Raw genomic sequence first — 14,045 nt, forward strand, 5'->3', positions numbered from 1 at the left:
CGAAATTGTCGTATCAATACAACACCCAAAACGCAAAACACCCGGCCAACGGCCGGGTGTTTGACGTAAAATTAAGCGTTGGCGCACAAACTACTCCTCTGCTGCCTCTTCCTTGGCCATTTCCTGACCGGTGGCCTGATCGACCATCTTCATTGCCAGACGGACCTTGCCGCGATCGTCGAAGCCCAGCAGTTTGACCCAGACTTCCTGACCTTCCTTCAGCACATCCGACGGATGGTTCAGGCGCTTGTTCTCGATCTGGGACACATGGACCAGACCGTCACGCTTGCCAAAGAAGTTCACGAAAGCGCCGAAATCGACCAGTTTGACCACGGTGCCCTTGTAGATCTTGCCTTCTTCGGGTTCGGCCACGATCGAATAGATCATGTCATAGGCGCGCTTGATCGCCTCGGCATCGTTCGATGCCAGCTTGATCACGCCGTCATCGTTGATATCGACCTTTGCACCCGATGTTTCCACGATCTCGCGGATGACCTTGCCGCCGGAACCGATGACTTCACGGATCTTGTCGACGGGGATCTGCATGGTTTCGATCTTGGGCGCATGGACGCTGAATTCCTGTGCGCCGGTCAGCGCCTTGGACATTTCGCCCAGGATATGCAGACGGCCTGCCTTGGCCTGTTCCAGTGCTTTCTTCATGATCTCGGGCGTGATGCCTGCGATCTTGATATCCATCTGGAGCGAGGTGATCCCGTTTTCGGTGCCCGCAACCTTGAAGTCCATGTCGCCAAGGTGGTCTTCGTCACCCAGAATATCGGACAGCACGGCATAGGATCCGTCGTCTTCCATGACCAGACCCATCGCCACACCGGCGACAGGGGCTTTCAGCGGCACGCCTGCGTCCATCATGGACAAGGAGCCACCACAGACCGACGCCATCGAGGAAGAGCCGTTGGATTCAGTGATTTCGGACACGATGCGGATCGTGTATGGGAAATCGGTCGGCGCAGGCAGAACCGCCTGGAGCGCACGCCACGCCAGCTTGCCATGGCCGATTTCGCGGCGACCGGGGGAACCGACGCGCCCGACTTCGCCCACCGAATAGGGGGGGAAGTTGTAGTGCAGCATGAAGTTGGTTTTATACATGCCGGTCAGCGAGTCGATCATCTGTTCGTCATCGCCGGTGCCCAGCGTGGTCACGACCAGACCTTGCGTTTCACCACGGGTGAACAGGGCCGACCCGTGGGTGCGGGGCAGGATGCCGGTTTCCGACACGATTGGGCGGATCTGGTCGAGCGCGCGGCCGTCGATGCGGCGGCCATGCTTGACCACGTCACCGCGCAGCACGGCGGATTCCAGTTTCTTGAGCGCGGGGCCAAGGTTGGTGTCGGCCTGCTGGTCTTCGGTCAGCGCGGCGACGATATCGGCCTTGGCGGCGGACACGGCGCTGGTGCGTTCCTGCTTGTCAGTGATCGCATAGGCGGCGCGCATCTTGTCTTCGCCTGCGGATTTCACGGCGGCGTAAAGCTCCGAATAATCCTCTGGCTGGAAATCGAAGGGCTCCTTGGCGCAATCTTCGGCCAGATCGATGATCAGGTCGATGACCGGCTGGATCTGCTCATGCGCGAAAGTCACCGCGCCGAGCATTTCCTCTTCGGTCAGCTCGTAGGCTTCGGATTCGACCATCATCACGGCGTCTTTGGTGCCGGCGACAACCAGATCAAGCCGCTGTTCGGGCTTGGTGCGCAGGTTGTGCATGTCGTCGATTTCGGGGTTCAGGATGTATTCGCCATCCACAAAACCCACGCGGCAGGCACCGATTGGCCCCATGAAGGGCGCACCGGAAATCGTCAGCGCAGCCGAGGCCGCGATCATCGCGATCATGTCGGGGTCGTTGACGCCGTCAAAGCTCAGCACGGTACACATCACCAAGACTTCGTTTTTGAAGCCGGGGACGAACAGCGGGCGGATCGGGCGGTCGATCAGGCGGGATGTCAGCGTCTCTTTTTCGGTGGGACGCGCTTCGCGCTTGAAAAAGCCGCCTGGCACTTTGCCGGCGGCATAATATTTCTCTTGGTAATGCACGGTCAGCGGGAAGAAGTCCTGCCCCGGCTTTTGTGCCTTGGCAAAGGTCACGTTCGCCATCACGCTGGTTTCGCCCAGCGTGGCAATGACCGACCCGTCAGCCTGACGGGCCACCTTGCCGGTTTCGAGTGTGAGCGTCTCTTCGCCCCACTGCATCGATTTTTTCACTTCGTTAAACATCATCATGTCCTAGTCGGGCCGCGGCCCATTTTGCGTAGGGGGCGTATTCCCCCTCATCCCTGTATCTTCTTTGTATCGGCGCTGGGATGCGGGCGCCGGGCTTCTCAAAGATAGGTGGGCCTTAGCGGATATTGGCCTCTTTGGAAAGAGGCCCTAGGTTGAGGGGTATTGCCGCGGATCGGGGTCATGCATGTTGAAAAAGTTTCTGACCGGGCTGGTCGGCCTGATCTTGGTTCTGGGGGCCGTCACGGGCTGCCAGCACGTGCGCAATTCCGGCAGTGACGCTGTGCCGCCCGCGCCCGCACAGGCGTTGCGGCTGGCGACATATAATGTGCATTACATCATCTTGAGGCAGCAAACCGGCCCTTGGTCGGTGGGTGATTGGGAACGGCGCAAGGGGCCGCTTGATCTGGCGTTCAAGGCGGTGGACGCCGATGTCATGGCGTTTCAGGAAATGGAAAGCTTTGGCGGCGGGTCACAAAGCGACGTGAACCTGACGCTGGATTGGCTTTTGGCCAACAACCCCGGTTATGCCGCTGCTGCCGTCGGTCCCGTTGATCAGTTCCCGTCGACCCAGCCGATCCTGTACCGCACCGACAGGATGCGGATGCTGGATCAGGGGTGGTTCTTTTTCTCGGACACGCCGGATGTGATCTATGCGCGGACCTTCAACGGGTCGTATCCCGCCTTTGCCTCTTGGGCCGAGTTTGAGGACAGTGCCACCGGCACCCCGTTTCGCGTCGTCAACCTGCACACCGATTTCGCGAGCCTGTCGAACCGCGAACAATCCATCGCGCTGGTCGCGGAACGGATCAAACCGTGGATCGACGCGGGCGAGGCTGTTTTCGTGATGGGCGATTTCAACGCGCGGCTGGGGTCGCCGATCCTTGGGCTCTTGTCCGATATCGGCGTCGAATACGCACCCGTGCAAGGGGCGACGTTCCATTTCAACCGCGGCATCAACCTGTTCGCCGCGATAGACCATATCGGCTATGCCGGTGGCGCAGCACTTGTCGGCGGGCCGTTCGTGTCGCGTGAAAAGTTCGACGGTGAATGGCCGACGGATCACTATCCTGTGGCGGCGGATTTTACCCTGCCATGACCAAAAAAAACGCCCACCGGATGGCGGGCGTTTCTGCTGTCACAAGCGTTGACGCGGATTACCGGCGCAGGCCCAGACGTTCGATCAGGCTCTGGTAGCGGGCTTCGTCCTTGGACTTGGTGTAGTCCAGAAGCTTGCGGCGCAGGGCGACCATTTTCAGCAGGCCACGGCGACCGTGGTTGTCTTTCTTGTGGGTCTTGAAGTGTTCCGTCAGCGTCGCGATGCGGCTGGACAGGATCGCAACTTGCACTTCGGGCGAACCGGTGTCGCCTTCTTTGGTTGCAAATTCTTTCATGATCCGTGTTTTTTCTTCGGCAGTAATCGACATCGGGGTCTCCTTGTCTAAGGGTGAATGGCGCAGGCCGGGATGTCGTCCAGCAAGGCCCGTGGAGGTGCCGCCCGGAAGATTCCCGCGCGGATGGCTGCCTATAAGGGGATTTGGCGCAAAAGGAAAGGGATTTATACGCGCAGGAAGGTGATCGTCGCCAGATCGGGTTGCGCGAAATTGGTCAGTTTGGCGATCACCGCGCCATCTGCGAGCAGCAATGTGCCGTCGTCGGCCAATTGGGTCGTCAGGACAGGTGGCTCGCCCGTATGTTCGATCTCGATCACATCGACCGTGGGGTCGTAATCCTCGACCGTCACGAAAACGCCGGGGCGCAGGTTGAACGTGTCGGCACCTGTGCCACCGTTCAGCAGATCATCCGCCCCGCCGGACAGGTAATCCTCGCCTGCGCCACCGTTCAGGTAGTCACGCTCTGCATCATCGCGGTCGATCAGCCTGTCGTTGCCTGCCCCGCCGAACAGGGTATCTGCCCCCGACCCGCCGACGAGCAGGTCATCGCCCAGACTGCCCATGACGGCATCATCGCCGTCACCCCCGAAAAGCCGGTCGTCGCCATCGCCTCCGACGAGCCTGTCGTTGCCCGCGTCGCCATGCAGCGTGTCATTGCCGATATGGCCGTAAAGTTCGTCCTGACCGTCGCCGCCATGCAGGATATCGTCGCCGCGCCCTCCGTGCAGCACGTCACCGCCTGCGCCGCCGTGCAGCGTGTCGTTGCCGTCGCCGCCGTCGAGATAATCATTACCCGCACCGCTGATGATCACATCGTCGTCGTCTTCGGCAAAGATCACCGTGTCATCGTCACTGATGGCAAGCATGGCATCAATCGGCATGATCTGGTCGGTGGCTGCGTCGGCGTCATCTTCGGCGGCGGGGCGGGGGTCATCCTCGGCGGTTTCGCCGCCGCCGAACAGCATCGCCGTCAGGGCAATGCCCAGAAATCCCATGATGACAACCATCGACACCACCTGCCTATTGCCGGGCCTGACCCGACCACCGCAGGTGTCTATCACAGGTCGTTTCAGCGATGGTCCTGAATCGATCCGGGTGGTTAATCCGCGCCGAAGAACGGCAGAAAGCTGTCGATCACGGCCTGCGGGTTTTCCTCCATCGCGAAATGGCCGGATGTGCAGGACGCATCGGTCATCCGGTCCACCCATGGCCGCCAGAGCGCTGCGGGGTCGCCGGTTTGCGCCGGAAACCCGCCTTGCGCCCAGAGGAAATGCAGGGGGGCGGCGATCTTGCGCCCTACCGCCTTGTCGGCCTCGTCCAGCGCGCGGTCGAATGTCGCGCCTGCGCGGTAATCAGCGCACATCGCGTGCAGATGCACGGGGTCGGCGGCCTGCGCGCGATAACTGGCAAGGGCCGCATCGCTGAACACCGCCAGCGATTTGTCCATGGTCCATGCGGCCAGTGTCCAGTCGATGTATCCCGCAGGGTCCGCGCCGATCATCCGTTCGGGCAAGGGCGCGGGCTGCGCCAGATAGGTCCAGTGATAGGCTTTCATCGCCAGATCGGCCGACCAATTGGCCCAGAAATCGCCCGTCGGCACGATCTCGATGATGCCAAGCCGGATGATCCGGTCGGGATGATCCAGCGCAAAGCGATAGGCGACCCGCCCGCCACGGTCATGGCCCAGGACATGCGCACGGTCGATCCCCAGCGCGTCCATCAATGCGGCGATATCGGCGGCCATCGTGCGTTTGGAATACGTCGTGTGGTCCGCATCATCGGCGGGCGCGTCGCTGTCGCCATAGCCGCGCAGGTCGGGGATGATGACATCGAACTGCTGCGCAAGGGCGGGCGCGACCTTTTCCCAGCAATGGTGGTTCTGCGGATAGCCGTGCAGCAGGATCAGCGGCGTGCCTTGGCCCGCGCGGTGCACCGACAGGGTGACATCGCCGCAGGCAACGCGGGACGGGGTGAAACCTTGGATCATGGGACGCTCCATCCCCTTGGGTGCTGGTCATAGCTGACGTAGAGAGGGTGGCGCGGATGCCCGTCCTTGGTCAAGCCAAGCGTGAGCAATGGCGTGCCGGTTTGGCGCAGCAATTCCGCCACCTGCGCGCCGCGCCCCAGATGCACGCCATGTGTGCCCCATGCGGCGATGATCTGGTCGGCCCAAACCGCCGCGGCGAGCAAACTGGCATCATTAGCGGGGCCGATGGGGTCAGCCGCACGGCGCAAGGCGCGCGGATCGGTATCGCGCCATGCAAAGATATTGGTGACCCGAAAGGCACCAAAGCCCAAGGCGCGGGCGCGGCGTTCGCAGCGTTCGACCGTGGGGTCGTTGTGCAGTTCGGTCGCTGTGGAGGGGTTCAGCATCACAAACAACAGGCGCGGTGCACTTTGGTCCCAGATGCGGGTCAGGTCATAGCGGTAAGCATCGCAATCCGAATAGGTCGCAGTTGATGCGGCAAGATCGGTGATATGCTGGCGTGTGATCATGCGCCAGTCAGGTAAGGTGGATTGCAATCCACCTTACGCGACAAACACACGGGTCGGGTGTAATTCGCCACCACGGTAGCTGCCGATGGCGATGGCCTTGCCGTCATGGCTGGCCCAGACTTCTTCGCCATAATCCACGCCGCTGGCAATCACCGCTGCGGGATTGCCGTTGCGCAACCGCGCCACGCTTTCGGCAGTGCAGCGGACCTCCGCCAGATCGGCCAGTCCAACTTCCAGCGGCAGCAGCCGCGCATCAAGCTCCGGCGTGCGCGCAATCGCGTCCAACTGTTCCAATGTGATCCCGTCGGTCGCCTGAAACGGCCCCGACCAGATCCGGCGCAAGGACCGCACATGCGCCTTGCAGCCCAGCACATCGCCCAGATCGCGGGCGATGGACCGCACATAGCCACCCTTGCCGCAGGTCATTTCCAGCACGGCATGATCGGCGTCGGGACGGTCGGCCAGCAGCAGTTCCTCGACCCACAACGGGCGGGCGGCCAGGTCCATCGCCTCGCCCTCGCGGGCTTTGGCATAGGCGCGTTCGCCGTCGACCTTCACAGCGGAAAACTGCGGCGGAACCTGCATGATATCGCCGATGAACCCCGCCAGCGCGGCCTTGATGGCGGCATCTTCAGGGCGGGTATCGCTGGTGGCAATGACTTCGCCCTCGGCGTCATCGGTGTTGGTGGCCTGCCCGAAGCGGATCGTGAATTCATAGGCCTTCAGCGCATCGGTGATGTAAGGCACGGTCTTTGTCGCTTCACCCAAGGCGATGGCCAGCACGCCTGTCGCTTCGGGGTCGAGCGTGCCGGCATGGCCTGCCTTGTTCGCTTCAAACGCCCAGCGCACGCGGTTGACCACTGTGGTCGAGGTGATGCCCGCCGGTTTGTCCACCACCAGCCAGCCTGAAATATCGCGTCCCTTGCGTCTGCGCGCCATGATCTTGCCCTTTATCCGTTGGCGGCTTGCTATGCGCGCGCACTCTGCTGGTCAAGGCGCGGCGGTTCGCGCTATGTCGGGGTGACGCCACAACCGGACCGATCTCATGCTATCTGACCCTTCAACGCATCCTTTGCTGATCATCGGCTGGCAGGAACGGATCAGCCTGCCTGATCTGGGGCTTTCGGATTTTGCGGTCAAGGTGGACACCGGCGCCAAGACCACCGCGCTCCATGCCGAAGAGATCGAGACCTTTTACAAGCGGGACGAAAAATGGGTCCGGTTCCGCTGCCCCGACATCCCCGGCAGTCCGGCGCGCATCTGCGAATTTGCCGTCTTCACAAAGCGTGATATCACCAATACGAGCGGCCAGCCGGAGACGCGGATCGTCATTCGCACACCCATGATTCTGGCCGGACGCAAGTGGAAGATCGACATATCCCTGACCGACAGGGGCAGCATGCAGTTTCCGCTGATCCTTGGGCGGCGGGCCTTGCGTCATAAAAACATCGCCGTTCACGCCCGACATACCTATCTTGTCAGCCCTCTGCCGCAACCTGAAAGCGCCGCAAAATGAAAATCGCCATGCTCGCCCGCAATCCAGAGCTTTACACCCACCGCCGCCTGAAAGAAGCGGCCGAGGCGCGGGGGCACCAGCTCGACATCATCAACACCTTGCGCTGCTATATGAACATCGCGTCGCGCCGGCCCGAAGTGTATTACAACGGCGAAAAGCTTGAAGGCTATGACGCCGTGATCCCCCGCATCGGCGCATCGGTCACCTTCTACGGCATGGCCGTGCTGCGCCAGTTCGAGATGCAGGGCGTGTTTCCCCTGAACGAAAGCGTCGGCATCGGCCGGTCGCGCGACAAGCTGCGGTCCATGCAACTGCTGGCGCGTGACGGGATCGGGCTGCCAGTCACGACCTTTGCCCATGATCCGCGCCAGACGGACGAGGTGCTGAAACTCGCAGGCGGCGCGCCCGTGGTCATCAAGCTTCTGGAAGGCACGCAAGGCATCGGCGTCGTTCTGGCCGATACCGACCGGTCCGCGAAATCCGTGGTCGAGGCGTTCCGTGGCGCGGGTGTGAACATCCTGCTGCAGGAATTCATCAAGGAAGCGGGCGGCACCGATATCCGCGCCATCGTGGTCGGCGGCAAGGTCGTCGCCGCGATGAAACGCACGGGTGCCGAAGGCGAATTCCGGTCCAACCTGCACCGTGGCGGGTCCGCGCAAGTGATCAAGCTGTCGCCAGAGGAACGGTCTACCGCGATCCGGTCGGCCAAGGCGATGGGGCTGAACGTCTGCGGCGTCGATATGCTGCGGTCCAACCACGGGCCAGTGGTGATGGAGGTGAACTCTTCCCCAGGTTTGGAAGGCGTGGAAAAGGCGACAGGGCTGGATATCGCCACCAAGATCATCGAATATATCGAAAAGAACGCCAAACCCAACGCGACCAAGACCAAAGGCAAGGGATGACGAAACGCGCGGCCTATCAGATTGCAGGCGAACAGATCGCGGCAGGCACGCGCAAGACAGTCAATATTCCGGTCAGCACCCTGTCGGATTACACGCCTGTCACCCTGTCCGCCCATGTGATCCACGGCCGCAAGGACGGGCCCACCGTGTTCGTCAGCGCGGGCATCCACGGAGACGAGGTAATCGGGGTCGAGATCGTCCGCCGCCTGTTGCGCACCGGCACGCTGAAAAACGTGGCGGGCACGCTGATCGTGGTGCCGATCGTCAACACGTTCGGCTTTCTGAACCATTCACGCTATCTGCCCGACCGACGCGATCTGAACCGTTGCTTTCCGGGCTCGCCCAACGGCTCGCTGGGGTCGCGGCTTGCGCATATCTTCATGACCGAGATCGTGGAACGCTGCAGCCTTGGCATCGACCTGCATTCCGCCGCGATCCACCGCACGAACCTGCCGCAAGTGCGGGTGTCGGGCAACAATGCCGAAACCCTCCGCCTTGCCCGTGTGTTCGGCGCGCCGGTGATCCTGACCAGCGCCCTGCGCGACGGCAGCCTGCGGCTGGAGGCCAAGCGCAAGGGCGTCAATATCCTGCTTTATGAGGCAGGCGAGGGGATGCGGTTCGACGAACTGTCCGTACGGGCGGGGCTCGCAGGCATCCTGCGCGTGCTCAAGGACGTGGGGCTTTTGCCCAAGGCGGGCATCGCCGCACCCAAGGCGCAGCCGCTCGTCTGTTCCGATAGTCACTGGGTCCGCGCGCCCGCCGGCGGGCTATTGCGCATGTTCAAGGCCGAAGGCGATGTGGTGGCAGCTGGCGATCTGGTCGCCGCCATTTCCGACCCCTTCGGCGGTGGCGAGGTCGAGGTGCGCACGCCTTATGGCGGCATCATCGTCGGCCGCGCGGTGATGCCCATCGTGCACGAAGGCGACGCGCTGCTGCACGTCGCCGCCGTGAAATCCGCCGGTCAGGCCGAGGCCGCCCTCGGCGACCTCACCGCGCAACTGGAAGAAGCGCCGCTGTTTGATGAGGACGAGATTATTTGACGGGCCAGCAGAACTGGCCGCACGCTTCGTTCAATTATCGCGCGTCATCAGGAGGCCTACGCTGTTGAAGGGAACACCTGGCGAGTCCAGCTCATCAACGATGATATCGTCAGATGTTGAGCCAAAAAAACCGCGACCATTGGTGCCACTAAAGAATCCTTCCATGTTTTCAGCGAGATCGAGCTGCTCTCCGTTGCGTTGGAACAAGGTTCCACTGACTGTACCCGTATAGAAGTTTTGGCCATCCGCGCGCTGATCAAACCGGTACGTCAGCGATCCGTCGATCCGCTGTCCTTGAACTGCTTGAATGGTGTCAATCGGGCCGCTCAGCGCTGTTTGAGGGTTGTCCAGTTCAAAGAAGTTATTGGCGCTGCCGGTGATGACTTGAGTGTCAAAGTTAACGGTCATTGTTGATGAACCAAGGGCGGCTAGTGTTATCACGTCATCGGCAGCGTCGTTGAATGCCTCACCCGAAATGACCGCTGCGATACCCGTGTAGTTAAGTTCTCCTCTTGCAGGAACTTGATTAGGCTCAACCGGAATTACGTTTTGGAAACCATCTTCGTCCACTGGCGTTAATTCGAAGGTGTTTCGCGCCACCGCAGCGCGGTCCTTCAACTGATCTAGCGTTACGCTGGCATCCACATTCTCGCTGGAGCTAGATCCGCCGCAAGCGGACAGGACAATGGTTGCGCCGACGGCGCTGATAAGGCCAAGTTTCATGGGATTTCAGTTCCTTAAGGTTCACGGTGTGTCCGTCAAGGAGTTAACCGAATCGCGCTCTGGGTTGTATAAAAAAGGGATCGGTAAAGCCTATGCGGGTGTCGCATTGTTGCCTATCTGCCGCATTAGCCGCCGTCGCTGTCCAGCACGTCCAGAAAGGCATCGCCGAACCGTTCGGCGTGCCGGTCGCCGATCAGCCGCGTCAGGCTGGTGATGTCGGCGTTGCGCAACTGCGCGACCTTGGCGAGCATCGACGCCGAACAGGTCATCGGCTTGTCCGCGCCATGAGGGCCACGGATCAGCGCGCTTTGCGCGGCCAGCAGGCGGTCATAGATCAGCCCTTCGTCGCGGCCGGCCAGTTTGCGGCGGCTGGGGTGCAGGTTTTCCGCCTCGCCCGCGATCACCTCGAGAAAAGCGCGCCCATAGCTTTCCAGCTTTTTCGCCCCGACGCCCCCGATATGGGCCATGTCATCCAGCGTCGCGGGGCGTTTTTCAGCCATGTCGATCAGGGTCTTGTCGTTAAAGATGATATAGGCAGGCACACCGGCCTGTTCGGCCAGAAACCGGCGTTTTGCTTTCAACGCGGACAAGAGCGGCGCGTCGTCTTCGCTGACCAGCGTGTGCACCTTTGGCCCCGCGCCTTTGGCGGCGGTGATCGTGTCGCGGCGCAGCATGATCTGCGCTTCGCCGCGCAGGATCGGGCGGGCGTGGTCGGTCATGCGCAAGGCACCATGCCGGTCGCGGTCGGGGCGCAACAGGTCATGGCCCATCATCTGCCGAAAAATCGCCTGCCACTGGCGGCGGTCGTAATCGCGGCCCACGCCATAGGTCGGCAGGCTGTCATGGCCGCGCGCCTTGATCTTGTCGGTCGCTTGACCCAGCAGAATGTCGATCAGATGGCCCGCGCCGAAATACTCCTCGGTCCGCAACGCCGCCGATAGTGCCATGCGCACTGGCGTCGTCGCGTCGAACACTTCGGCGGGCTTGTTGCAAAGATCGCAATGGCCGCAAGGATCGCTGGTTTCGCCGAAATAGGACAACAGCGTCTGGCGGCGGCAATGCAGTGCCTCTGCCAGCCCCAAAAGCGCGTTCAAGCGGCCATGATCGGCAGCGCGGCGGTCGGCGGGGGCCAGTCCTTCGTCGATCTGCTGGCGGCGATAGCGGATGTCGTCGGGGCCGAACAGGGTCAGCGTTTCCGCAGGGGCGCCGTCGCGGCCTGCCCGGCCGATTTCCTGATAGTAGCTTTCGATCGACTTGGGCAGATCGGCATGCGCGACCCAGCGGATATCGGGTTTGTCGATGCCCATGCCAAAGGCCACCGTCGCACAGACGATCAACCCGTCTTCCTGCTGGAAGCGGCGTTCGACGATGCGCCTGTCCTCGGCCTCCATCCCGCCGTGGTAATGGCAAGCGAGATGACCCGCCTCGCGCAAAGCCTGCGCCAAGGTTTCGGTCTTGGCGCGGGTGCCGGTATAGACGATGCCCGACTGCCCTTTGCGCGCGGCAGCAAAGGCGAGGATCTGCTGGCGCGGGCTGTCCTTGGCGGCAAAGGCAAGATGGATATTGGGCCGGTCGAACCCGTGCAGGAATGTCGCGGGCTGCTGTCCGGCGAACAGTTTTTGCACGATTTCCGCCTGCGTTTCGGCATCCGCCGTGGCGGTAAAGGCGGCAAGCGGCACATCCAGTGCTTCACGCAATTCCCCGATGCGCAGGTAATCAGGGCGGAAATCATGGCCCCATTGGCTGACGCAATGCGCCTCGTCCACGGCAATGAGGCTGACACCGGCGCGGTGCAGCATCTGCACGGTGCCACCGGCGGACAAACGTTCGGGGGCCATGTAGAGGAGTTTCAGCGTGCCCGCCTCCAGAGCGGACCAGACTGCCTCTGTCTCTTCCTCGGTATTGCCCGATGTCAGCGCACCGGCCGCCACACCCGCCTGCTGCAAGCCACGCACCTGATCGCGCATCAGGGCGATCAGCGGAGAAATCACCACGGTCACGCCCTGCCGCATCAGCGCGGGCAGCTGGAAACACAAGGATTTGCCGCCACCCGTGGGCATGATCGCCAGCGTGTTGCGCCCTGCGGCGACAGCCTCGACGATGTCCTGCTGGCCGGGCCGGAAGGCGTCAAAGCCAAAGACGTCGCGCAAAAGCGTGGCAGCGGGCATGAAGGGGGACCTGTAACTGGATTTTCTTGATTGCTGGCGACAATCCCATAACCGGAATCGGTGAACAACCCGTACAGGTGCAAAAAGCAAAAGGCCGCCTCTGCGAACAGAGACGGCCAATCGCGACAGGGAGATGTCGGAACCGGTATTAGCGGTCGATGCGGTAGGTTTCGGTGGCGACGATTTCGCCATCAACCTTCAGCACGGCGACAACATCGCTCAGCAGCGGTGTGCCCGTGTTGACGCGGACGTCGGTGTTGGCACCGGCGCGCACGGCCTGGGTCCCGAGCAGAACAGCTTGGTCATCATCGGTGCGGCTGTAGATCTCGACCACACCGTCAGCTGCGGCGCGGACAATGCCCAGCTCGAGGTTGCTGGTGGAGTCTTGTGCGCGGGGCAGTTCGAAATAGCTGTTTGCCGATGCGATGGACGCTGTGGAAGCAAGTGCGACTGCGGCGATGGCGAATGCTTTAATGGACATGATACTCTTTCCTTTTCAGTTGGTTGACGGCGGAATGCCGTATTTTGATTTGTTGAAGCAGTGCAAAATGTTGCGCTGCTGTGAAACAAAGATTGGCCGAAATGCGCCGTGGGGAAAGAGCGGGAGAGATCACGAAAACGGGGCGAAACGTGATTGAGCCACCTCCTTGACAGAACACGGCATCTGCCCATGACGGCCATTGTGTGCAATGGTGCACAGTCTTTGCATCCGCTCTGTGCGTTCCGACGACGATGGTCGGCAGGCCGGTGTTGCGGACGATCACAGATTTCAGCGCTACCCAAATCCGTGATCGCCGAATATTTCGGCCGCCTCTCACCGGCGTTACCGATTGCGCTAACATTTCGGGTCGATTGCCGCCTTCGAGCCATCCCGCAAGCGTTGTCAATGTCGCCCGCACCGCTTAACCCTGTCCGCAAAGGAGCATCCAAATGGGCGAAATCATTCTGGTCCGGCACGGGCAGGCCAATTCCAGCGCGCGCGACGAAGAAGGGTATGACCGCCTGTCAGAGCTTGGCCACCAGCAGGCCGCGTGGCTGGGCGATTACATGCGCGACCGCGAACGGCCTTTCGACAAGGTGATCAGCGGTAGCCTGCGCCGGCACCGCGAAACGGCGACGGGGTTGGGCTATGCCGATCCAGTGATCGACCATCGCCTGAACGAGATGGACTATTTCAACCTTGGCCGTGCCTTGCAGGATGTGCATGGCGTGCCGTTTCCCGGGCCTGACGAATTCGCCGCCCATGTCCCGCAGGTCATGCAAGCCTGGCACCGGGCCGAGATCATGGGGGTGGAAACCTTCGCCTCCTTTGAAACGCGCGTCACGGGTGTGCTGCAAGAGGCGGCACAACCGGGTGTCCGCGTGCTCTGCGTGACATCGGGCGGCGTGATCGGGATGATCATCCGCCATCTGCTTGACCTCGATCCGACGCGGATGGCGCATATCCTGCTGCCGATCCTGAATTCATCGGTCCACCGAATCCATGTGATCCCGCAAGGGCCGATTTTGGCCAGTTTCAACGCCGTGCCGCATCTGGATACGGCGGACCGCGCCCATGCGCTGACCCATTTCTGAAA

General features: G+C 61.6%; 14 protein-coding genes. 5 read left to right on the plus strand and 9 right to left on the minus strand.

Annotated elements, in window-relative coordinates; translation table 11 throughout:
* Positions 1 to 90: 90 nt before the first annotated feature.
* A complete protein-coding gene (gene pnp / locus H147_RS0112960) occupies positions 91 to 2,226 on the minus strand; it encodes a polyribonucleotide nucleotidyltransferase (protein WP_026352501.1) in 2,136 nt (711 codons plus the stop codon).
* A 190-nt stretch (positions 2,227 to 2,416) separates the two neighbouring features.
* Here pnp and H147_RS0112965 point away from each other — a divergent pair, with 190 nt between their 5' ends.
* Complete coding sequence (locus tag H147_RS0112965) at positions 2,417 to 3,328, plus strand: endonuclease/exonuclease/phosphatase family protein (protein WP_019955802.1); 912 nt, start codon at positions 2,417 to 2,419, stop codon at positions 3,326 to 3,328.
* Positions 3,329 to 3,386: 58 nt separating this feature from the next.
* On the opposite strand, the gene rpsO is transcribed toward H147_RS0112965, so the two are convergent.
* From rpsO to truB, 5 genes are all read right to left on the minus strand, one after another.
* Positions 3,387 to 3,656 carry a 30S ribosomal protein S15 gene (gene rpsO / locus H147_RS0112970; RefSeq protein WP_019955803.1) on the minus strand — a complete coding sequence of 90 codons (270 nt, stop codon included), beginning with the start codon at positions 3,654 to 3,656 and terminating at the stop codon, positions 3,387 to 3,389.
* Between the two features lie 131 nt (positions 3,657 to 3,787).
* Positions 3,788 to 4,630 (minus strand): calcium-binding protein, encoded by an 843-nt coding sequence (locus tag H147_RS0112975; protein ID WP_026352502.1) that lies wholly within the window; start codon positions 4,628 to 4,630, stop codon positions 3,788 to 3,790.
* A gap of 92 nt (positions 4,631 to 4,722) precedes the next feature.
* Positions 4,723 to 5,610, minus strand: a complete 888-nt coding sequence (locus tag H147_RS0112980) for an alpha/beta fold hydrolase (protein ID WP_019955805.1) — start codon at positions 5,608 to 5,610, stop codon at positions 4,723 to 4,725.
* Positions 5,607 to 6,119: a DUF1643 domain-containing protein gene (locus tag H147_RS0112985; protein WP_019955806.1), complete on the minus strand. Its 513-nt coding sequence runs from the start codon at positions 6,117 to 6,119 to the stop codon at positions 5,607 to 5,609. The genes H147_RS0112980 and H147_RS0112985 overlap by 4 nt, the downstream gene beginning before the upstream one ends.
* Positions 6,120 to 6,152: 33 nt before the next feature.
* Complete coding sequence (gene truB / locus H147_RS0112990; protein ID WP_019955807.1) at positions 6,153 to 7,058, minus strand: tRNA pseudouridine(55) synthase TruB; 906 nt, start codon at positions 7,056 to 7,058, stop codon at positions 6,153 to 6,155.
* Between the two features lie 106 nt (positions 7,059 to 7,164).
* On the opposite strand from truB, the gene H147_RS0112995 reads away from it, so the two are divergent.
* Genes H147_RS0112995 through H147_RS0113005 form a run of 3 tightly spaced genes read left to right on the plus strand, consistent with a single transcriptional unit; the run spans position 7,165 to position 9,577 of the window.
* Positions 7,165 to 7,635 (plus strand): ATP-dependent zinc protease family protein, encoded by a 471-nt coding sequence (locus H147_RS0112995; protein ID WP_019955808.1) that lies wholly within the window; start codon positions 7,165 to 7,167, stop codon positions 7,633 to 7,635.
* Positions 7,632 to 8,537 (plus strand): 30S ribosomal protein S6--L-glutamate ligase, encoded by a 906-nt coding sequence (gene rimK / locus H147_RS0113000; RefSeq protein ID WP_019955809.1) that lies wholly within the window; start codon positions 7,632 to 7,634, stop codon positions 8,535 to 8,537. The genes H147_RS0112995 and rimK overlap by 4 nt, the downstream gene beginning before the upstream one ends.
* The gene (locus tag H147_RS0113005; RefSeq protein ID WP_019955810.1) at positions 8,534 to 9,577 is read left to right on the plus strand and encodes a succinylglutamate desuccinylase/aspartoacylase family protein; all 1,044 of its coding nucleotides are present in this window, start codon (positions 8,534 to 8,536) and stop codon (positions 9,575 to 9,577) included. Before rimK ends, H147_RS0113005 begins: the two co-directional genes overlap by 4 nt.
* 30 nt (positions 9,578 to 9,607) lie before the next feature.
* Here H147_RS0113005 and H147_RS0113010 read toward each other — a convergent pair whose 3' ends face one another.
* From H147_RS0113010 to H147_RS0113020, 3 genes are all read right to left on the minus strand, one after another.
* Complete coding sequence (locus tag H147_RS0113010; protein ID WP_019955811.1) at positions 9,608 to 10,300, minus strand: hypothetical protein; 693 nt, start codon at positions 10,298 to 10,300, stop codon at positions 9,608 to 9,610.
* Positions 10,301 to 10,425: 125 nt separating this feature from the next.
* The gene (gene recQ, locus H147_RS0113015; protein ID WP_019955812.1) at positions 10,426 to 12,468 is read right to left on the minus strand and encodes a DNA helicase RecQ; all 2,043 of its coding nucleotides are present in this window, start codon (positions 12,466 to 12,468) and stop codon (positions 10,426 to 10,428) included.
* 148 nt (positions 12,469 to 12,616) lie between these two features.
* A complete protein-coding gene (locus H147_RS0113020) occupies positions 12,617 to 12,949 on the minus strand; it encodes a hypothetical protein (protein ID WP_019955813.1) in 333 nt (110 codons plus the stop codon).
* Between the two features lie 449 nt (positions 12,950 to 13,398).
* On the opposite strand from H147_RS0113020, the gene H147_RS0113025 reads away from it, so the two are divergent.
* Positions 13,399 to 14,043: a histidine phosphatase family protein gene (locus H147_RS0113025; RefSeq protein WP_019955814.1), complete on the plus strand. Its 645-nt coding sequence runs from the start codon at positions 13,399 to 13,401 to the stop codon at positions 14,041 to 14,043.
* Positions 14,044 to 14,045: the final 2 nt, after the last annotated feature.

The sequence above is a fragment of the Yoonia vestfoldensis DSM 16212 genome, assembly GCF_000382265.1.
Taxonomy (GTDB): domain Bacteria; phylum Pseudomonadota; class Alphaproteobacteria; order Rhodobacterales; family Rhodobacteraceae; genus Yoonia; species Yoonia vestfoldensis.